Origin of the sequence: Beggiatoa leptomitoformis, from assembly GCF_001305575.3 — a bacterium.
In the GTDB taxonomy this organism is placed as follows: domain Bacteria; phylum Pseudomonadota; class Gammaproteobacteria; order Beggiatoales; family Beggiatoaceae; genus Beggiatoa; species Beggiatoa leptomitoformis.
The window spans coordinates 1605786-1625891 of record NZ_CP012373.2; the positions used below are offsets into that span (position 1 = coordinate 1605786).

General features: G+C 42.4%; 18 protein-coding genes. 10 read left to right on the top strand and 8 right to left on the bottom strand.

Annotation, left to right across the window (positions count from 1 at the left end):
- Window positions 1-30: 30 nt before the first annotated feature.
- On the top strand, window positions 31-1032 hold the full coding sequence (locus AL038_RS06720) for an esterase-like activity of phytase family protein (protein ID WP_083991454.1): 1002 nt from the start codon (window positions 31-33) through the stop codon (window positions 1030-1032).
- An 18-nt stretch (window positions 1033-1050) separates the two neighbouring features.
- On the opposite strand, the gene ampD is transcribed toward AL038_RS06720, so the two are convergent.
- Window positions 1051-1617 (bottom strand): 1,6-anhydro-N-acetylmuramyl-L-alanine amidase AmpD, encoded by a 567-nt coding sequence (gene ampD / locus AL038_RS06725; protein WP_062150810.1) that lies wholly within the window; start codon window positions 1615-1617, stop codon window positions 1051-1053.
- 361 nt (window positions 1618-1978) lie between these two features.
- Here ampD and ppdK point away from each other — a divergent pair, with 361 nt between their 5' ends.
- The 6 genes from ppdK (at window position 1979) to AL038_RS06755 (ending at window position 9219) form a co-directional block, all read left to right on the top strand.
- On the top strand, window positions 1979-4756 hold the full coding sequence (ppdK, locus tag AL038_RS06730; RefSeq protein WP_062150813.1) for a pyruvate, phosphate dikinase: 2778 nt from the start codon (window positions 1979-1981) through the stop codon (window positions 4754-4756).
- A gap of 295 nt (window positions 4757-5051) precedes the next feature.
- Window positions 5052-5414 carry a transposase gene (locus tag AL038_RS18505; RefSeq protein WP_236839484.1) on the top strand — a complete coding sequence of 121 codons (363 nt, stop codon included), beginning with the start codon at window positions 5052-5054 and terminating at the stop codon, window positions 5412-5414.
- Between the two features lie 118 nt (window positions 5415-5532).
- Window positions 5533-7281: an N-6 DNA methylase gene (locus AL038_RS06740; protein WP_083991455.1), complete on the top strand. Its 1749-nt coding sequence runs from the start codon at window positions 5533-5535 to the stop codon at window positions 7279-7281.
- 2 nt (window positions 7282-7283) lie between these two features.
- Window positions 7284-7514: a hypothetical protein gene (locus tag AL038_RS06745; protein WP_062150814.1), complete on the top strand. Its 231-nt coding sequence runs from the start codon at window positions 7284-7286 to the stop codon at window positions 7512-7514.
- On the top strand, window positions 7514-7891 hold the full coding sequence (locus AL038_RS06750) for a type II toxin-antitoxin system VapC family toxin (RefSeq protein WP_062150815.1): 378 nt from the start codon (window positions 7514-7516) through the stop codon (window positions 7889-7891). Before AL038_RS06745 ends, AL038_RS06750 begins: the two co-directional genes overlap by 1 nt.
- Complete coding sequence (locus tag AL038_RS06755) at window positions 7888-9219, top strand: type ISP restriction/modification enzyme (protein WP_062150816.1); 1332 nt, start codon at window positions 7888-7890, stop codon at window positions 9217-9219. Before AL038_RS06750 ends, AL038_RS06755 begins: the two co-directional genes overlap by 4 nt.
- 341 nt (window positions 9220-9560) lie before the next feature.
- On the opposite strand, the gene AL038_RS06760 is transcribed toward AL038_RS06755, so the two are convergent.
- A complete protein-coding gene (locus tag AL038_RS06760) occupies window positions 9561-10943 on the bottom strand; it encodes a PhoH family protein (protein ID WP_062150817.1) in 1383 nt (460 codons plus the stop codon).
- A 232-nt stretch (window positions 10944-11175) separates the two neighbouring features.
- Here AL038_RS06760 and tsaC point away from each other — a divergent pair, with 232 nt between their 5' ends.
- From tsaC to rsxC, 3 genes are all read left to right on the top strand, one after another.
- Entirely contained in the window at window positions 11176-11739 is a 564-nt protein-coding gene (tsaC, locus tag AL038_RS06765; RefSeq protein ID WP_062150818.1) for an L-threonylcarbamoyladenylate synthase type 1 TsaC, read from the top strand.
- A gap of 7 nt (window positions 11740-11746) precedes the next feature.
- Window positions 11747-12655 (top strand): oxygen-dependent coproporphyrinogen oxidase, encoded by a 909-nt coding sequence (gene hemF, locus AL038_RS06770; protein ID WP_062150819.1) that lies wholly within the window; start codon window positions 11747-11749, stop codon window positions 12653-12655.
- A 215-nt stretch (window positions 12656-12870) separates the two neighbouring features.
- Window positions 12871-14334: an electron transport complex subunit RsxC gene (rsxC, locus tag AL038_RS06775; RefSeq protein WP_062150820.1), complete on the top strand. Its 1464-nt coding sequence runs from the start codon at window positions 12871-12873 to the stop codon at window positions 14332-14334.
- A gap of 106 nt (window positions 14335-14440) precedes the next feature.
- On the opposite strand, the gene AL038_RS06780 is transcribed toward rsxC, so the two are convergent.
- The 6 genes from AL038_RS06780 to dapA form a co-directional block, all read right to left on the bottom strand.
- Window positions 14441-15304, bottom strand: coding sequence for a hypothetical protein (locus tag AL038_RS06780; RefSeq protein WP_062150824.1), 864 nt, complete (start codon window positions 15302-15304; stop codon window positions 14441-14443).
- 60 nt (window positions 15305-15364) lie between these two features.
- A complete protein-coding gene (locus AL038_RS06785; protein WP_062150827.1) occupies window positions 15365-15931 on the bottom strand; it encodes a hypothetical protein in 567 nt (188 codons plus the stop codon).
- A 397-nt stretch (window positions 15932-16328) separates the two neighbouring features.
- Window positions 16329-17090 carry an NAD-dependent deacylase gene (locus AL038_RS06790; protein ID WP_062150830.1) on the bottom strand — a complete coding sequence of 254 codons (762 nt, stop codon included), beginning with the start codon at window positions 17088-17090 and terminating at the stop codon, window positions 16329-16331.
- Between the two features lie 123 nt (window positions 17091-17213).
- Window positions 17214-18386, bottom strand: coding sequence for an outer membrane protein assembly factor BamC (gene bamC / locus AL038_RS06795; RefSeq protein ID WP_062150834.1), 1173 nt, complete (start codon window positions 18384-18386; stop codon window positions 17214-17216).
- A 71-nt stretch (window positions 18387-18457) separates the two neighbouring features.
- Window positions 18458-18889: a hypothetical protein gene (locus AL038_RS06800; RefSeq protein WP_145917067.1), complete on the bottom strand. Its 432-nt coding sequence runs from the start codon at window positions 18887-18889 to the stop codon at window positions 18458-18460.
- A 100-nt stretch (window positions 18890-18989) separates the two neighbouring features.
- Window positions 18990-19865: a 4-hydroxy-tetrahydrodipicolinate synthase gene (gene dapA / locus AL038_RS06805; protein WP_062150840.1), complete on the bottom strand. Its 876-nt coding sequence runs from the start codon at window positions 19863-19865 to the stop codon at window positions 18990-18992.
- Between the last annotated feature and the right edge of the window lie 241 nt (window positions 19866-20106).

The window sequence follows — 20106 nt, forward strand, 5'->3', positions numbered from 1 at the left end:
TACGATGTTTATTGCTACCCATCACTGTATATGCCATATAACCTAATATTTTTACTCCTGTTTTTACTCACAGCCTGCACTAGCGTGCATAGTCAGCCCTATCCTCTCTCACGCACATACGCAGTTAATACAGACTACATGCAAATTCGCCTGCGCGGGACAGTACAAATCCCCACACAAGAAGTAGATAATTTAACGCTTGGGGGATTATCAGGATTAGCATGGGATGAAGATGAACAACTGCTTTACGCGGTTTCTGATACAGGGCGTTTATTTCACCTACGACTAACTTTTGAACACCAACAACTACGAGAAGCAACCCCCATAAAAGCAGTTTTACTCAAAAATAAACAAGGGATTGCATTAAATACCCTTCGCCGACAACGCGATGCTGAAGGGTTGAGCATTCGCAATGGAAACAACGGCATTCAGGGCGACAGTGAATTAATCATTGCATTTGAACGTAACCCCCGTATTGAACGCTACCAACCCACGGGAGAATGGCTAGGAGCATATTCTCTACCTAACCCATTAAAAAATATTGACAACTACTTATCTATCAACGACTCCCTAGAATCCGTTACCCTACACCCACAATATGGCATCCTAACCGCGCCTGAACACCCATTAAAAAGCGAGACAGCACAACAAATTCGTATTTTTAATTTACAAGGGCAATCATGGACATTACCCTCACACACCGCGCCAAACAGCGCAGTAACCGATTTAGCCGTGATGGACGATGGCACACTACTTTTACTAGAACGCGCCTTCACCTCGATTTTTTCGCCACTCATTATCAGTTTGCGCCGTGTACAGCTATGCACCCAAAAAACGGGCAACACAACAAACGTGCAAGAACTGGCTGTTTTTGACAGCAGCAAAGGATGGTCTATTGATAATTTTGAAGGACTCACCCATCACCACAGCGCATTTTTTCTCATGGTTAGCGATGATAACTATCGAAGCTTCCAAACAACCCTATTAAGTTACATAGAAATTATCAACCAGCCACCCCTGCCATGCCACTAAAAAACGACAACAGTCGCACTACTTTTGCAAAGGGTCTAATGCCGATTTAAACCGATACCAATCAAACGTATCCCACGGGTCTGTTTTCCGCTCGGGCGCAATATCACAATGACCAACAATATTATCCAACCGTTGCAAAGCAGGAAAAGCCTGCTGTAAAACATGGGTTAGCATAATCAACGTGGCATACTGAGCATCACTATACAACACCCCCTCACAGCCCTCTAATTCAATTCCAACAGAAAAATCATTACAACCCGCACGCCCTGCAAACTGAGAAATACCCGCATGCCATGCCCGTTTTTGTAACGAAACATACTGCGTCACCTCTCCAGCGCGATTAATCAAAAAATGTGCAGAAACCCGCAACGTGGCTAATGGCACAAAATAAGGGTCCGCGCTTATATCCAACTTATTCATAAATAAATCATCAATAAACCCACCACCAAATTGACGCGGTGGCAAACTAATCCCATGAATAACTAACAATTCAATTGCCGTATCAACGGGACGATCGTTAAAATTAGGCGACAAACACAAACGTGTATTTAAAAGCCACGCACCCGTTATATCTAGTTGCAACATATTACTTACCATCAATTAACGTAACTACCTAAATTAAAATTCTCAGGAATATCAGATACAAAAAACACTAACTACCTTATCTTTCAATCCTGTTAACGTGGATAACCCTGAAAATACCGAGCCAGACAAGCAACAACATTACCGACTATCCTCTTTCTTTATCTTTTAGTTAAGAAGTCTAATATTTAGAGTTGCGTTACACTGTAAAGGTAAAACAACTTATCCTATACGGAACTCATATCGCATTAAAATCTATTTAATCCACTATCTGCATCAGAACTAACAAGATTTTTTAAACACAACTAAATCTTAACAAGCTCATGCAGACATCTTAAACAACAATAACGAAAGGCTCTCTCGTATGACAACAAAATACGTTTATGCGTTTACCGAAGGTGATGGCAAAAATAAAAAACTACTCGGTGGTAAAGGCGCGAATCTCTGCGAAATGACGCAAATTGGGCTAAATGTTCCCCCCGGTTTTGTGATTACCACCGAAACCTGCTTAACCTATTTAACCAACCCACAACGCACCCTACCTGACGATGTCATTGCCGAAGTCAAACAACACATTCAAGCCCTAGAAAAAACCACCGGTAAAGGCTTTGGCAATCCTGACAGCCCGCTACTCGTCTCCGTCCGCTCTGGCTCTGCCATCTCCATGCCCGGCATGATGGACACCATATTAAACTTAGGACTAAACTTCAAAACCCTACAAGGACTTATTAAACAAACCGACAATGAACGTTTCAGCTACGATGCTTACCGCCGTTTTATCCAACTCTTTGGTAAAGTCGCGTTAGGTGTTGCCGATGAACACTTTGACAAACACCTAGATGCAGTCAAACGTCGTGCGGCGGTTAAAGATGATGTCAGCTTAGGCGCGAAAGAACTCAAAGAAGTTTGCACCCTCTTCCTCCAAGTCGTCCAAGAAAAAACCGGCAGACCTTTTCCCGAAGACGTTTTTGAACAACTAGAAATCGCCATCAAAGCCGTATTTAACTCATGGCTAGGCAAACGAGCGATTGATTATCGCCGACAATTTAACATCACCCCCGAACAAGCCAACGGTACCGCCGTCAACGTTGTTGCTATGGTTTTTGGCAATATGGGCAACGACAGCGCGACAGGTGTTGGCTTTACCCGCAACCCCGGGACTGGTGAAAACCAAATGTATGGCGAATACCTTGTCAACGCACAAGGAGAAGACGTAGTAGCAGGCATCCGCACCCCCAAACCCGTGCAAGACATGGCAAGCGAAATGCCCGAACTCTACACACAACTGGTTGCACTCAGCCACAAACTTGAAAGCCACTACCACGAAGTACAAGATTACGAATACACCATTGAAAAAGGCGTACTTTACTGCCTCCAAACACGCAATGGCAAAATGAACGCCACCGCACTAGTGCGAACCTCCATAGAAATGGAAAAAGAAGGTCTTCTAACCAAAGAACAAGCCCTACTCCGCGTCAATCCCGAACACCTAGAACAACTCCTACATCCCCGTTTAGACCCCGACAACACCACACACGCCATTGCGCAAGGCATCTCCGCCTCCCCCGGTGCCGCCGTTGGCAAATGCGTTTTTGATGCCGACCAAGCTGAACTACTAGGCAAAACGGGCGAAAAAATCATACTCGTCCGAGAAGAAACCAAACCCGAAGACATACACGGCTTTTTTGCCGCACAAGGCATTCTAACCAGTCGTGGCGGAAAAACCTCACACGCTGCCGTTGTTGCCCGCAGTATGGGCAAAGCCTGCGTTGCGGGCGCGGAAAATATCCATGTTGACAGCAAATTACGCCAAGCGATTGTCGGCGATAGCGTCATACAAGAAGGCGATACCATCACCATTGACGGCTCAACAGGCAAAGTCTATCTAGGGGCAGTGCCGACCATTCCGCCCAAATTCTCCCACGAATTACAAACCCTACTCAGTTGGGCAGACGACATCGCCCGCCTTAAAGTCATGGCAAATGCAGACACCCCAGAAGCCGCGAACAAAGCCGTAGAATACGGCGCGATGGGAATAGGCCTATGTCGCACTGAACGAATGTTTAATGCCGCTGACCGCCTACCCATCGTAGTAGAAATGATACTCGCGCAAACCCCGCAAGAACGAAAAACCGCGCTAGACCAACTGCTACCCATACAACGCGCCGACTTTACCGAAATTTTCAAAGTGCTTGCCCCGCGTCCCGTTACCGTGCGCTTACTAGACCCACCCATGCACGAATTTCTACCCACAGAACGCGAATTACTAGACGAAATTGCACACCTACGCGAACTCTATGCAATCTCCAAAGGCGTAGAACACCTCGTTAGCGCATCCCGCTTTATGCGCGACCGCGAAGGCGGCGCGTTAAAAACCACACCCTCACCCTTCGACAGCATCAACGCCAACCTCGTCAGCGATGCCATCAGCAAAAAAGAACAAATGCTCCGTAAAGCACGAGAACTACACGAAGTTAATCCCATGCTTGGACATCGTGGCGTGCGCCTAGGCATTACCTACCCTGAAATTTATACGATGCAAATTCGCGCGATTTTTGAAGCCATCGCCGCCTGCCAAAAAGACAACGTTGCGATAAACGTCGAAATCATGGTGCCACAAGTTGCCACCGCACAAGAATTAAGTCACGTGAAAAAACTCATTGATGACATTCGCACCCAAGTAGAAGCAGAACAAAATGTTACGCTACAATTTAAATTCGGGACGATGATAGAAGTAGTACGGGCATGTATGCGCGCGGGCAGTTTGGCAGAATTAGCCGAGTTTTTCTCATTTGGCACAAACGACCTAACCCAAGCAACTTTCTCATTCTCGCGGGAAGATGCAGAAAATAAATTTTTACCCGACTACACCACATTAGGCGTTTTAAAAGACAACCCCTTTGAAGTCCTAGACGTTAAAGGCGTAGGACAACTCATGGAAATGACTGTAGAACGTGGACGTAAAACCCGCCCAAATATGAAAATCGGCATTTGTGGCGAACAAGGCGGACATCCTGAATCTATTCGTTTTTGTCACTACGTTGGTTTAGATTACGTCTCTTGCTCTGCGCCCCGCGTCCCGATTGCCCGTTTAGCCGCCGCCCAAGCAAAGCTACTAGAAAAAACCTATCAAGTTGAATAAGTAACAGCAATAAAATATTAACCCCACTTTTTTTTAAAAGCGGGGTTAATATAGTAACCGTATTTTAAAAAGAGAATAAGAAATGACCTATTCAACAAATTTCCGTAAAAAAGTATTAAAAGTGAAACAAGAAGAAAATCTCACCATAGAGCGGTAGCGAAACGCTTTCAAATTCAAATAGCCATCGCAAGCGTCATCAGGTAGAGCGAAGCACGGCAAGTCTTCCAAGACAAAATGAACTGTTATAAACAATCTGATAGGCAAATCGTTTTCATCGATGAAAGTGGTTTTGCTCATGATATGCCACGCCGTTTTGGTTATGTGCCTATCGGCTATCATTGAGGCTTTGCTTAATTTTTGTTTATTAACCGTCTCTTTAATTTCTGGGGCGATTAATTCCGATGTCTTTTTCGCTTGGATAACCCAAGACTTACTTCCTAAACTCCCTCAGAACTCTGTCATTGTGATGGATAACGCCACTTTTCATAAACGTAGCGACATTCAGCAGGCTATTTTAGACGTTGGGCATCTCTTGGAATATTTACCGCCTTATTCGCCTGATTTAAATCCTATTGAGCATGAATGGGCTCAGGCTAAGACTCTCCGTAAACAACAACATTGTTCTATTGATAAGCTCTTTTTACTGAATTCTATTTAATCTTTTTATAGTACTGTTGCTATATTTAGTGAATCACTAAACTATCTGATTTATCATACAGTAATAAAAGTTAATTTAGCACAGAATAGAAAACCACTAACCCCAAAGAACCATCACCATGCAACTGCAACTTAAATCTTCCAGTAAAGTTATTACTGAATATTACAACGCGATTGAAGCCTTAAGCCGCAACCAGCAAACCCATGAAGGGGCGGTTGCGCCGTATTTTGCCAATGTGTTGCGGCATTGTGCCAATCAATATGAACAATTAACGCTGGTCGAACAGTATTCGATTAAACGCGATGGGCGTAAGCCGCTGCGTGCGGATGGTGCGCTGGTTGATAAGCAAACCAATGTATTGCTGTATGGGATTTGGGAAGCCAAAGATTCCAAAGATAAACTTGAGCAAGAAATCAAAAAGAAATTTAAGGATGGCTATCCTTCAGACAATATATTGTTTCAAAGTCCTGAACAAATTGTGTTATATCAACATAATGAAGAGGTTTTTAAGGCTTCGATTATTGACCAGCCTGAAAACTTAATTACGGGCTTAGAAGATTTTTTTAGTTATAAACCGCCTGTTTATGCACAATGGGAAGAGGCGATTGTTGCGTTTAAGGATAAAGTCGGAGAGTTGGGCGGGGCTTTGGTCGAAATTATTCTGAAAGAATTAAAATTGAATAAGCCTTTTAAGCAGGCGTTTGAAGATTTTAGCAATTTGTGCAGGGTGGCGATTAATCCTAATCTTGCTGAGTCTGCGGTGATTGAAATGTTGGTGCAGCATTTATTGACTGAACGGCTGTTTAGAACGATTTTTAATAATTCGGACTTTGTTAATAAAAATGTGATTGCGAAAGAGATTGAAAAGGTCATTTTAGCGTTGACTTCTCGCTCGTTCAGTCGGCATGACTTTTTGAAGAGTTTAGACCGTTTTTACATCGCAATTGAAGAAACTGCAAGTACGATTCATGCGTATGGGCGTAAACAGGACTTTTTGAATGCGGTGTATGAGAACTTTTTCCAAGGTTTTGCGGTTAAAGTGGCAGACACGCATGGCATTGTGTACACCCCGCAGCCGATTGTGGATTTTATGGTGAATTCGGTGCAAGAAATCTTGAAACAGGAGTTTAATCAAGATTTGTCTAGCGAAGGTGTGCATGTGCTTGACCCGTTTACGGGGACGGGGAATTTTATTCTGCGGGTAATGCAGGAAGTGGACGCGCTGAATTTAGAGCGTAAATATCGTAAAGAATTGCATTGCAATGAAATTATGCTGTTGCCGTATTACATCGCGAGCATGAATATTGAACATGCGTATTATGAGCGCAGTCAGCAATATGAGCCGTTTTCTGGCATTTGTTTGGTGGATACTTTTGAGTTGTCTGAGCCAAAACAACAGGGTTTTAATTTCTTTGTCCCTGAAAACACGGAGCGGGTGAATGCTCAGAAGGCTGCGCCTATTTTCGTGATTATGGGCAATCCGCCGTATAACGTGGGGCAATCGGATGAAAATGATAATAATAAGAATCGGAAATATCCACATCTTGATAGTTTAATTACTGATAATTATGCAAAGTTTTCAAAAGCAACTAATAAAAACTCTTTATCGGATGCGTATGTGAAAGCTTTTATGTGGGCGACAGAACGCTTGCAAAATCAGAAAAGTGGCATTATTGCGTTTGTGACGAATAGCGGCTTTTTGGATGGAATTGCGGCGGATGGAATGCGTCAGTATCTCGAAGAACATTTTGATGATATTCATATTTTCGATTTGGGTGGAAACTCGAGAAAAAGCGATGATGATTTAGGGAATGTCTTCGGCATTCGTGTCGGGGTTGCAGTCACAATTTTGGTGAAAAAGGGGTAATTATGCAAGCTTTTCAATTAACTTCACATGTCAGTCCTGAAGGGCTTTTGCAGATTCAACTGCCTGCGGATTTGGCAAATCAGGATGTTGAAATTGTATTAACGATTCAACCTAAAATAGCGCAAAATGCGGCTAAATTAAGCGAGTCGCCATTATTTGGTTTGTGGCGTGACCGCCCTGAATGTGAGGATGTGCAGGCTTTTGTAGATAATTTACGAACAGGGCGTTTTTAATGTTGGTTGATACTGATGTGATTATTTGGTTTTTGCGGGGCAATCAGCTTGCAGAAGCGCGTTTAAATCAAATCCATAAACTTAGATTATCGGTGATTAGTTATATGGAATTGGTGCAAGGTATGAGAAATAAACAGGAATTACAGGCTTTGCAAAAAACAGTGCAGTTATTTCAATGGCAGATTTTGCCTGTGGATGATGCCATTTGTCAGCTTGCGGTGCGTTATGTGGAAAATTATAGTCTAAGTCATGCTATGCGTTTAGCCGATGCGTTGATTGCAGCAACGGCGGTATATTATGGGCTTATCTTGTTGAGTGCTAACGATAAACATTATTCTGTGCTTTCGGATTTGAAATTAGAAGTTTTTCGCCCATGAATACTAAAAAAGCTAAAATCTATTATTCCCGTATTCCAATGGGCTTGAATAAAGCACAAAAATTACAGTTTCTGGAAGAAAAGAAGCATATCTTTAATGTGGGCTTAGAACGGATTATTCCTGATGCTAAAAACAATTGGCTTACTGCGGGCTTAGAAAATGATTTTGATACTTTTGCGCCCATCGGCTCAAAAGAAGGCAAAGTCAGTAAACAAACAGAAGGGGTTATTTTTAAACTGTATGGGCGAGGCATTGCAACCAGTCGTGATGTGTGGGCGTATAATTTCAATCGTGACGAACTTGCTAAAAATATGCGTTTAACGATAGAAAACTATAATGAGCATGTTTTTAGATATTCTCGCTTAGTTGAAAAGCCTGAAATTGATAGTTTTGTGACTTATGATGATCAAAAACTGAGTTGGAGTCGAGATTTAAAATTAGACTTGAAACGCGGTAAATTTGCTGAGTTTTTACCTGAAAAAATGAGAACTTCTTTATATCGCCCTTTCACAAAAAGAGTCTTATTTTTCGACCGTATTATGAATGAAGAAGTTTATCAATTCCCCAGCATTTTCCCAACTTCTGAAACTGAACAAGAAAATCGAGTGATTGGAATGAATGGATTAGGTTTAGAAAAACCTTTTTCTGTTTTGATGTTTAAAATAATTCCTGATTTAAATATGATTAGCCCCGGCGCAGGCGGTACACAATGTTTCCCCTTCTACATTTACGACGAAGCAGGCAACCATCGCCAAGAAAATATCACCGACTGGGCATTAAAAGACTATCAAGCCCACTATGCTGATGAAAATATTGGTAAATGGGATATATTCTATTATGTGTATGGCGTACTGCATCATCAAGGCTATCGCGACAAATACGCCGCCAACTTAAAGCGCGAACTCCCCAGAATTCCCAAACTCAAAGACTTCTGGAAACTCAGCCACGCAGGCAAACAGCTTGCAGAACTGCATTTAAACTACGAAACCCAAAAAGAATTCCCGCTCAAGATTGAAACCCATGATGTTCTGGATTGGCGGGTTGAGAAAATGCGTTTTAATAAAGAAAAAACCGCGATTAAATACAACGACAGCCTGACATTAAGCGGCATTCCGCCCGAAGCATTGGAATATAAATTGGGCAACCGTTCTGCCTTAGATTGGATTATTGACCAGTATCAAATCAGCACCGACAAGCGCAGCGGCATCAGCAACGACCCGAACAACCTCGACGAGCCGCAATATATCGTGAAATTAATCCGCAGAATCGTGACGGTGAGTGTGGAAACGGTTGGGATGGTGAAGGAAATTAGTGCGTGTGAGTTATAGGTTGCGCGCTTACTCCCCCTTTGAAAAAGGAGGCTGGGGGGATTTAAGCTAGAGGTTAAGAATTTGCCAAAAGTTCCAAAACTTTCCTCGTTCCCACGCTCCAGCGTGGGAATGCAGATTGCGTCGCTCCAGCGGCGCGTGGTACAAGTTAAAAAACACTGAGATTAGTATGCTCGTTACCAAGTTTCACTTGGTAATACCTACTCACCAAGTTCTGCTTGGCTTGTACTTGAACGCATCAATCTTAAGTCTGCTTGTATTCGGCAAGCAGAGCTTGGTAACGAGCAATTCATCGATTTAGGCAGTAAATTATCACAACATTTTCTAAGTCAGACAATCTTTTACAAAACTTGTGAGGCAAAATCGGCGAGCCGTGAGCGTTCACCGCGTTGGAGGGTGATGTGTCCGCCATGTTGCCATGGTTTAAAGCGGTCAACGACATAAGTTAGCCCTGATGTCGTTTCGGATAAGTAAGGGGTATCAATTTGGGCAATATTGCCTAAACAAACGATTTTTGTACCGGGCCCTGCACGGGTAATGAAGGTTTTCATTTGTTTTGAGGTTAGATTTTGCGCCTCGTCTAAAATGATAAAGCGGTTTAAAAAGGTACGACCGCGCATAAAATTTAAAGAGCGAATTTTAATCCGTGTGTTAAGTAGATCTTCTGTTGCTGCCCGTCCCCATTCGCCACCTTGTGTTGGGTTAAGCACTTCTAAATTATCCATTAATGCGCCCATCCATGGGGTCATTTTTTCCTCTTCCGTACCGGGTAAAAAGCCTATGTCTTCACCGACAGGAATAGTAACGCGGGTGATGATTATTTCTCTGTAGCGTTGTTGGTCTAGGGTTTGAGCAAGTCCTGCTGCAAGTGCAAGTAGGGTTTTGCCCGTGCCTGCTGTGCCTAGCAGGGAAACAAAATCAACTTCGCTATCCATTAGTAAATTTAGTGCAAAATTTTGTTCGCGATTACGGGCATTAATTCCCCATACATTGTGACGGGCTTCAGTAAAATCACGGACTAGTTCAATAGTCGCTTGGTTATCATCCACTTTACGCACAATCGCTTCAAACTTATCATGTTCCGCAGGGTTATAAATAAATTGGTTTGGATACCAATCAGGAACGTCATCACCCGTGACTTTGTAATAGGTGCGTCCTTGTTCTTGCCATGAAGCTAATGATTTGCTGTGGGTTTCCCAAAAATTATCCGCTAAGGCGAGTTCTCCTGTGTAGAGTAAATCTACATCATCTAACACTTTATCGTTGGTGTAGTCTTCGGTTTTAATGGCTAATACATGGGCTTTAATGCGTAAATTAATGTCTTTAGAAACTAAGGTGACTTCGCATTGTAAATCTGCTTTTTGTAATGCCATCGCAAGACTTAAAATGCTGTTATCAGGGGTATTTCCCGGTAGTGTTGAGGGGAGCGGTTCGTTAGGTAGCAGTTGGGTTTGAAAAAACAAACGTCCTGCTTTTGTGGCTTTATTGGTTGTGGGTAGTGGAATGCCTTCTTCAATATTCCCGTCAATATTTTGCATCAATTCATCTAAAAAACGGCTTACTTGGCGCACGTTGCGGGCAACTTCGGACATGCCCTTTTTTCCTGCATCTAGCTCTTCTAAAACGACCATCGGCAAGTAAACTGCGTGTTCTTCAAAGCGAAAAATGGCGGTTGGGTCGTGCATTAAAACATTTGTATCTAAAATAAAAAGGCGTTTTTTCATAGGAATTATAATTTTTGACGCTTAAATGCGGGGGTGATGCCCATTAGATAAGGGCGAATTTATGTCTCAAATAGTTCTGAGAGAAAAGCATGGGGTATTATACGCCAGAAGTTATCCCTCAGTTTGTGCAAGTTTGTTATAGTAATGTGTCATAAATAGCAGGATATTATGTTTTTAATGGGTTGAATTTATTCAGATATTTAGTCTATTTTTATTTAGGTGAGTTAATATTGTGTCTTTACGTTGGCATTTAACCCAAACAGTACGCCATATTACACGTGGTGGTATTGTTGCTTATCCTACAGAAGCGGTTTATGGCTTGGGCTGTGACCCGCTAAATGCACAGGCAGTTGAGCGTTTATTACGATTAAAACAGCGAGATTGGCGTAAAGGGCTTATTCTTATCGCAAGTGATTTTTCGCAGTTGCAACCGTTTCTTCACCCGCTTTCCGCCGAGATGCAACACGTGGTTTTCACCGCATGGCAACAATCTCATGCCGTCACTTGGTTATTACCTGCATTGCCAGATGTGCCTACTTATTTACGGGGTACATCAGATAAACTGGCTGTGCGTGTAACAAAACATCCTGTAGCGGCGGCACTTTGTCAGCATTGGGGCGGGGCATTAGTCTCAACCAGTGCCAATCGTAGCAAACACCCAGCCGCTAAAACTGCATCCCGCACTCGTTATTTATTGGGGTACGAACTTGATTATTTGCTCGTTGGTGCAACGGGTGGACAGGCACGCCCAAGCGAAATCCGCGACGCAACTACTTTGCAAACTATTCGATATTAATAAACTTATGTCAACCATTAATCATGAAGGCGTTAAACGTTATTTACTCACTTTACAAGAAAAAATCAGCCACACATTGGCGCAATTAGACGGTGAAAAAACATTCTGTGAGGAAGTGTGGCAACGTGATGAGGGCGGGGGAGGACGTTCACGGGTTTTAACGGAAGGCAGATTATTTGAACAAGCAGGGATTAATTTTTCCCATGTTTATGGTGCGCAATTGCCTGCCTCAGCAACAGCACACCGTCCAGAATTAGCAGGTTGTCATTTTCAAGCAATGGGTGTGTCGTTGGTAATTCATCCACGTAATCCACATATTCCAACGTCTCATGCAAATGTGCGTTTTTTTATAGCAGAAAAACCCGACCATCCGCCGATTTGGTGGTTTGGGGGGGGATTTGATTTAACGCCATATTATCCTGTATTACAAGATGTTATTCATTGGCATACAACAGCAAAGTCGGCTTGTGACCCTTTTGGGGCTAGCGTTTATCCCCGCTTTAAACGTTGGTGTGATAGCTATTTTTTCCTTAAACATCGTCATGAACCGCGCGGTGTGGGGGGATTATTTTTTGACGATTTAAACGAATGGGATTTTTCCACCTGTTTTGCGTTTATGCAGTCCATAGGCGACCATTATTTACCCGCTTATTTACCTATTGTTGAAGCACATCAATTTCAAGCCTATTCTGAAAAAGAACGGGATTTTCAACTCTATAGACGTGGAAGGTATGTAGAGTTTAATTTAGTTTATGATCGTGGAACGCTTTTTGGTCTGCAATCTGGCGGACGAACAGAATCAATTTTGATGTCTCTTCCCCCTTTAGTAAAATGGCGATACAACTGGCAACCAGAAGCAGGGTCGGCAGAGGCTGAATTATATGAAAAATTTCTCATTGCGCGCGATTGGATTTAACCTAAGTTAAGTTATTTGCTTTATTCTGTTAGTTTATTAACAAAATAGCGTGTTTTAATACAAATTGTCTGTCTTCACACTTAAAAGGTAAAAAACTAAATAATTGATTATTTAATTAAAAATAACCTATTTTAGGGTTGGTATTATTGATGCACTGCACTAGAAATATCTAATTAAGTTATTTCGCAGCAACAATAATTGTAAGGGGTTATAACATGAAGTTATTTCGTTTTAGTGGTGGTATTCATCCAGAGGGACGTAAACACGCCACCACGGATAAACCAATTCAAAAAATGCCCATGCCTCATCGGCTTTATGTCCCCTTACAACAACATGTTGGCGCACCCGCAGAACCACAGGTAAAAGTCGGCGAACATGTCCTAAAAGGACAACTGCTGGCACATAGTCAAGGGATGATTTCAGCCCCTGTACATTCTCCAACCTCTGGAATTATCGTAGAAATTGGCGATTTTACCGCACCTCATCCATCAGGATTACCTGTTAGAACTATCATTATCGAATCGGATGGTGAAGACCGTTGGATGACAGATTTACACCCAGCAGAAGACCCTTTACGAATGCCGCCTGATGAAGTGGCCGCACGTGTTGGAATGGCGGGCATTGTTGGAATGGGAGGGGCGACCTTCCCCGCATCAGTTAAGCTCAAACAAAGCCTGAAAAATAAAGTACATACTTTTATTGTGAATGGAAGCGAGTGTGAGCCTTATCTGACTTGTGACGACCGTCTAATGCAGGAGCGAGCAGAACAACTGATTGATGGCACAAGAATTGTGCTACATGCAGCACAAGTTGCACAAGCCTATATAGCGGTTGAAGACAATAAGCCTGCCGCGATTGAGGCATTAACAAAAGCATGTCGTCATATTACAACGATTAAAGTCGTTGCCGTGCCGTCATTGTATCCAATGGGGTCAGCACAGCATTTAATTAAAACCGTTACAGGACAAGAAGTTCCCGCAGATGGGCGCAGTTCAGACATTGGCTTACTGGTGCATAACGTCGGTACAGTTTATGCCATTCATCGCGCCTTGCGTCATGGAGAACCCTTGATTTCGCGGGTTATTACCGTTGGCGGTGGCGCGGTAACAGAACCTATCAATGTAGAAGTCCCTATCGGTGCGTTAGTATCTGATGTATTAGCATTTTGTGGTGGTTTAAAACAATCACCTGCGCGTTTATTGGTAGGTGGCCCGATGATGGGGCAGATTTTACCAACAACCGCAACGCCTGTTGTTAAAGGCACTAATGGCATTGTGGCATTAACGGCTGAAGAAATTACCCAAGAACAAACCATGCCTTGTATCCGTTGTGGTAGTTGTGTAACCGCATGTCCTTGTGGTTTACTGCCTTTACAGATGGCTGCATTTTCTAAAGCAGGCAATTTTGATAAGGTTGATGAGTTGGGCTTAGTTGATTGTATTAGTTGCGGTAGTTGCTCTTATGTTTGCCCGTCACATATTCCCTTAGTGCATTATTTTAATTATGCAAAAGGCGAATTATTAGCCCGCGAATTGCAAAAGCACAAGGCGCAAGAACATCGTCGTTTAGTTGATCAGCGTAAAGAGCGTTTAGACAGAGAAATTGCCGCAAAAGCCGCTGCGGCTGCTAAACGTAAAGCAGATGCAGAGAAGAAAAAGAAAGTCGTAACAGAAGCCTAACGGCTACGGGTGCGAATTTTATTCGCACCCGATTGATGTTTGTCTGAATTAAAACTAGCTGAATTTCTGGCATTAACAGCAAACACTTTTTAGGACTGCCTAGAATTTATTCTGCTTTAACATCGGAAACATTCAAGGTTTTATATGTCAATACACCACGTTGCTCGGTGTTTAACAACTTCCCCGTTATGATTAGGGGTTTTCCTAAAAAATCATCCTTTTGTTCATCTAGGCGTTTGGGGTATTGTTTAAACAGGTAAATGGTGTTTGCTTCGGTTGTTGGAATCAGTGAAAAGCCGTCGGTATCGAATTCTAATTCGCCCCTAATGGTTAAGCCTTTATTCTCTGTAGATTTATCGGCGGATGTTTTCGTATCGGTCTCTTTTTTAGAATTGTTCGACGGTTTTTCGTTGCCATCAGATGAGGAATTGGCAGTTTTATTCGGTGGGTAGTCGCGTAGGTAGTTGCGAATATCCGCAAAGGTTTTATAACGGCTAATGGCTTTGCTGCTAACGCTGTCTAATTGCCAACCTGTTGCCTGACTGGTAAATAATACGTTGTTATAGTTGGTATTTCCAACTTTGGTACGGCATTGACTCACCATAATAATATCGGTTTGCCCATCATTATTTACCTCTTCAAATCCTACGGCTAGTAAATTACAACCTGCATTAAACGCATCTGTATTGGAAATATCAAAGCGATGTAATAGCTTGCCTTCGCTGGTTGTTAGTAAAAAGTAGGTTTTTTCTTTTTTCGGTTCACGAACAGTTAAAAAGCAGGTATCACCCAATAATGGTAAGGTTAAAGAAAAAGTTTGTTCTTTAACAAGTTGTGTTCCTGTGTAAATGGGTTCAAATACATCACTGCTTGTATCTCGACACTGTTGGTGGTCTTTATTAACATAAGCTGCATTTGCAATAGGCGTAATGAAAAAAGACAAAATAATGAGTGTAAAAAATTGTTTCATAAATAATTTTTCCCTTTCTAAAAAAGGCATAAAGACATTGAAGTGTCTTTATGCATCGGTTTAATCAAATACGGAAAGTACCCGTCCAACATCTTGTAATGGTCCTAATGGGTTTTTGCGATCTTCGTATTCTAAAATGTGTGGTTCGCCACTCCAGAGTTTATAAACGACTAAATCTTCTTGTAATACAAGGAGTGCTTGAAATCGCCAGCCTGTAATTTTGGTTTGACGACGAAAATTTAGTACGTCTAATATCACGTTGCCATAACGTTTGCTATTGCGTTCTATCGGAATCATTTCATAGCCTTGACATTTTTCTTTCATTGCTAGGCAAGACCGAATTGCGTCGGGTAAGTCTGCAAGCGTAATGGAGGAATTGGGAATAAAGCGTTGAACTAAATCCAAATAGTTAAGTAACTTGACGTTTGGCGTAACAAAAGGCTCTATGCCTAGTTTTTTTAGCTTATCGACAGTCGTTACCATGGGTTCTACATTATCAAAGCTGATTTTAACTTCATCAAATGATTGCCAAGGCGTTTGAATGGTCGTGTTTACTTCGGGAAGTAATCCGCTACATCCCGCCAACCAAAATATAATGCTGATTATCAATAATTTTTTTAATAGCATTGTTTGTGCGTCCTAAGATATTTTCTAAATGAACCATACAGCAAATAATATACCTTTTTTGCTTATCTTTTCGTATCATACCGCACAGAATGTCTCTTATGTGTTGAAAAATATGCGTGTGTAGGTATTTGGCTGAGTAGTAAGGGGTAAGGCTCAGTAAGAAAGGAAAGTGAATATAATCCGTTTGGATAATTTTTAGCGGGGGAAACGTGGTAATAATTAAGATGGTTGTAAAAAAGAGGTCTATTGTCTTTTAATGAGGGGTGTCTCAGTCAGAGCCTATCGATACAATTGCATGAGTTGTAATCATTTTTAAGCAATAGATGGTTTTGTGCATTCTGATTGAGACAGGTTTTTATTTTTAGTTTTAAAACAAATGGATGGAAAAATTTTGTATTTACGGGCTTATCGCCCGCCAAATTTCATCTAGTGTATCCGCTGCTCCACGGGCGATTTTGTAGCGGACTGCATGAGAGACTTCTGTGCGTCCGGGATTTATTTCTACGGTGGGAATGCCTAAAGAACGAGCGGCTAAAACGGGTTGGGCAATGTAGGGGAAAACGCTGGTTGTGCCAATGCTAAAGACTAAATCAATGCCATTTTCTAATATTTGGTATAGTCGGTGTAGTGCGGATTCTGGAAGCATTTCACCAAAAAGAACGACATCAGGACGAATCAAACCGCCGCATTTTGGACAACTGGGTGGAAACCCGCTTAATTCTGTGTAGTCAGTAACGATAAGTTTGTGCATACATTTTATGCAGTGTAAATCATATACGCGTCCGTGTATTTCAATAACTTGTTTATTACCCGCTAGGCGGTGAAAACCATCAATATTTTGGGTTAATACCCATGTTTCGGGTTTAGCGCGTTCTATTTCGGCAATAACGGCGTGTCCGCGATTGAATGATGCACCACGACAGGATTTTTCTATTTCTAGTAGATACTTCCATGTAATTTCGGGTTTACGCAGTAGCATATCACCAGATAGGGCGACTTCTATGGGCATGTTATCGTGGGTTAATTTGCCATCGTATAAGCCACCAATCCCGCGATAGGTCGGTAAACCAGAATCTGCCGACATCCCCGCACCTGTAATGAAGAGAATGCGTTGTGCTTGTTTGAGATGTTGGGTAACTTCTTTTAAAAGTGCATCCATAATTGAGTATTTTTAGATGATTAGCTGATTGAATAGAGTTTTTATTCTATCAGTAGATGGAATGGGTATTTATCTGTAAATCAGGGGTAAAGGGGCGCATAGAATCGCCCCTTATTTTAAAGATTAGCGCAGTTGGTCACGCAATAGGGACAGAATTTGTTCTGCCGTTTTGCTGTTTTCTAAGCTGCCTTTTTTGTTTAACACGGCTATACGGGTGTTATCTTTGTCAGACATGAGGAAAATTAGGTATTCTTGGGTGGGTGTTTGGGTGCTGCTGCCCCAACCAAAGATGGTATCTAATAAGCTCTTATCTTGCGCAACTTGGGTTGCATCAGCATAACGAATGAGGTAAACACGGTTGGTTTTGTCGCGTTTATCTACACTAAATCCAATGCGGTCTAATGCGATGCCTGTGTCTCGCCATGTGGTGTCAAAGTCGGATTTAACCAGTAAGTTTAAACCGTCTGCTTGTTGTTGCAGTTCTGCTTTTGTTGTTGGCGTTGTCGAGGTGGTTTGTTGTGCTGTAAAGGTTGTTGCGAATTTGTCTTGCACACCAAAGTAAACGAGCATCCGTTTAAGAATTTCATTTTCTAGCTCTTTGTTGGAGGGTTCGGATAGCCAAATTAAGGGTTGCCAAACATAGTCATCACCAACGCGTACTCGTTTTGTGCCTTGATGGCTTACATAGAGTTCGGTCATGTCAGCATTGCGTTCTAAGCGCATTCTGTAGCGGTTGCGGGTGGAGGTGCTGCTGTCTTCTATCCATTTGGTTTGTAACACGCCTAATGCAGGTGCATCTAGTTCTAATTCAAAGTTATTTTTTAGCCAGAATTGTCGTGCAACTGTCCAAATTTGTTCGGGTGTGGCATGAATAGCCAGCCATTGGCTGTTACCATCGCGTTTTACTTCAATTTCATTCAGTTCAGGCAATACAACCACATTGGATTGTTTAACCGTTTTATCTAGGTCAACAACGGGTGGTTTGTCGCGTGGTGCGGGCATTGCTGTTGTGTGTGTTACTGCACTGCTGTTGAGTTGTCCTGTTGGTACGGGCGGTTTGCCGCTGTCATAGTCAGAACGGGTGGTGGTTTTGGGGGTGACGTTAGGAATCAACAGCTCATCAGTAATACTGGGGTCGGTGATGGTGGGGGGATATTCTAACGCTGGAATGGTTGCACTTTCTTTGTATTGGTCGCGGTTGTCAGGCAAGGAGCGGTCAATTTTTTCAAATATACCGCATCCTGTTAGCGTACCGCAGAGTAATAGCCAGCTAACTTTAGTGAACTGATATGACATAGTCAGACCTTAAGCAATGGAGATTTGGGTGATGCAATGGCGTGTTGAAGGACGGCGGTAATATATCATCGTCATTGAGTTTTAAATCCACCTGTGCCGAGAGTTCCTTTTTTAGGTGTTCCTAACGGTTCTAGGGAAATCGGTTTGTCTAGTGGAGTTTCTGTTAGATTTTCATCGGTTGATTCTGTTGTGCTGTCATCCACTGCTGCCTCAGGCGAGGTTGTCGACTTTGGCGTAGGCATTGCCTTTGCGGGGGAGGATAGGTGTAAATCAGTAACAGGTGCTGTTGTAACTGCAGCCGTGGATTTTTTGGGTGTTGCTTGTTGTGTATTTGCGTTGTTGTTGGCTAAGTTGCTAGAAACAGTCAACGGTTGCATCGTTTTGCCACCTTCAAAACTGGGATTATCAACCCATGATTTATCAAGAAAAGGCACGACGATGCTACAGCCTGCTGAGAATCCAACCGTTACTGATAGCGTGATAATGTTTATCAACCGCTTCATGTGTTTTGACCCATTAATTTAAGGTGGTAAAGAGTTGCGTGTATGGTGTTTAGAAGGGTGGTTAATCGGTTATTAATCACCCTTTTTATTTTAACAGGGTTTATTGTACGCCTGCCGCCTGCATCGCTTGTTTTAGCACGGTGTGGTATTTTTCGGAAAGCGGTGTGAGGGGTAAACGAATACCATCACCAATCAAGCCCATTTGTTGGACTGCCCATTTTACGGGGATTGGATTGGCTTCAACAAATAAATCGGTGTGTAATTTTTGTAGGCGTTGGTTGATTGCATCAGCACCTGCTCTATCGCCATTAAGGGCTTTCATGCACATGTCGTGCATCAGTTTAGGGGCGACATTTGCGGTTACGGAAATTGTGCCTTTCATGCCGCGTAAAATCGCTTCCATGACGGTATTGTCATCACCACTGTAGATAACAAATTGATCACTCGCAAACGCAATCAGTTCATCAACACGCTTTAAATCGCCTAAGGCTTCTTTAATGCCGATGATGTTATCAATCACAGATAGGCGTTTTACCGTCTCGGGTAACATGTCACATGCTGTGCGTCCGGGGACATTGTAAAGAATTTGTGGAATATCGACACTCTCGGCAATTTTACGGTAGTGACGATATAAACCTTCTTGTGTGGGTTTGTTGTAGTAGGGTGTCACCAACAAACAAGCGTCCGCGCCCGCTTTTTTCGCACATTCCGTTAGTTCTATCGCTTCTGCCGTAGAATTAGACCCTGTTCCCCCAATAACGGGAATACGTCCTTTAGCCATTTCTACAACATGACGGATTACTTCACAATTTTCTGCATGAGATAAAGTGGCAGATTCACCCGTTGTACCTGCTGCAACAATCGCATCAGTTTGGTTTTCAATGTGGAATTCCACTAAACGGCGTAAGGCTTCAATATCTAGCGTGCCATCAGTGTGCATAGGGGTGACAAGTGCCACCATACTGCCTTGAAACATGAGATGACTCCCTCAGTCAAAATTCAATCACGGAATAAACGATTCATAGTACGTATGTTGTAAAGTGATCACAAGTAGTGGGGTAATATTTTCTGGCAATTCTTTCAAGATGGGGTAAGAAATAGTAGTACATAAGGGATATGAATAAATAATAGGTAAATTAGCAGGTAAGCCTGCTTATCAAAAGAGGTACTTACTTATCTTAATCATGGATGTCTTTAACATAGCCTAGCGGTTTTTC

Coding starts and splice junctions, on each gene's coding strand:
- AL038_RS06720 (WP_083991454.1), top strand. CDS start 31: ATGCCATATAACCTAATATTTTTACTCCTGTTTTTACTCACAGCCTGC.
- ampD (WP_062150810.1), bottom strand. CDS start 1,617: ATGTTGCAACTAGATATAACGGGTGCGTGGCTTTTAAATACACGTTTG.
- ppdK (WP_062150813.1), top strand. CDS start 1,979: ATGACAACAAAATACGTTTATGCGTTTACCGAAGGTGATGGCAAAAAT.
- AL038_RS18505 (WP_236839484.1), top strand. CDS start 5,052: ATGATATGCCACGCCGTTTTGGTTATGTGCCTATCGGCTATCATTGAG.
- AL038_RS06740 (WP_083991455.1), top strand. CDS start 5,533: ATGCAACTGCAACTTAAATCTTCCAGTAAAGTTATTACTGAATATTAC.
- AL038_RS06745 (WP_062150814.1), top strand. CDS start 7,284: ATGCAAGCTTTTCAATTAACTTCACATGTCAGTCCTGAAGGGCTTTTG.
- AL038_RS06750 (WP_062150815.1), top strand. CDS start 7,514: ATGTTGGTTGATACTGATGTGATTATTTGGTTTTTGCGGGGCAATCAG.
- AL038_RS06755 (WP_062150816.1), top strand. CDS start 7,888: ATGAATACTAAAAAAGCTAAAATCTATTATTCCCGTATTCCAATGGGC.
- AL038_RS06760 (WP_062150817.1), bottom strand. CDS start 10,943: ATGAAAAAACGCCTTTTTATTTTAGATACAAATGTTTTAATGCACGAC.
- hemF (WP_062150819.1), top strand. CDS start 11,747: ATGTCAACCATTAATCATGAAGGCGTTAAACGTTATTTACTCACTTTA.
- rsxC (WP_062150820.1), top strand. CDS start 12,871: ATGAAGTTATTTCGTTTTAGTGGTGGTATTCATCCAGAGGGACGTAAA.
- AL038_RS06780 (WP_062150824.1), bottom strand. CDS start 15,304: ATGAAACAATTTTTTACACTCATTATTTTGTCTTTTTTCATTACGCCT.
- AL038_RS06785 (WP_062150827.1), bottom strand. CDS start 15,931: ATGCTATTAAAAAAATTATTGATAATCAGCATTATATTTTGGTTGGCG.
- AL038_RS06790 (WP_062150830.1), bottom strand. CDS start 17,090: ATGGATGCACTTTTAAAAGAAGTTACCCAACATCTCAAACAAGCACAA.
- bamC (WP_062150834.1), bottom strand. CDS start 18,386: ATGTCATATCAGTTCACTAAAGTTAGCTGGCTATTACTCTGCGGTACG.
- AL038_RS06800 (WP_145917067.1), bottom strand. CDS start 18,889: ATGAAGCGGTTGATAAACATTATCACGCTATCAGTAACGGTTGGATTC.
- dapA (WP_062150840.1), bottom strand. CDS start 19,865: ATGTTTCAAGGCAGTATGGTGGCACTTGTCACCCCTATGCACACTGAT.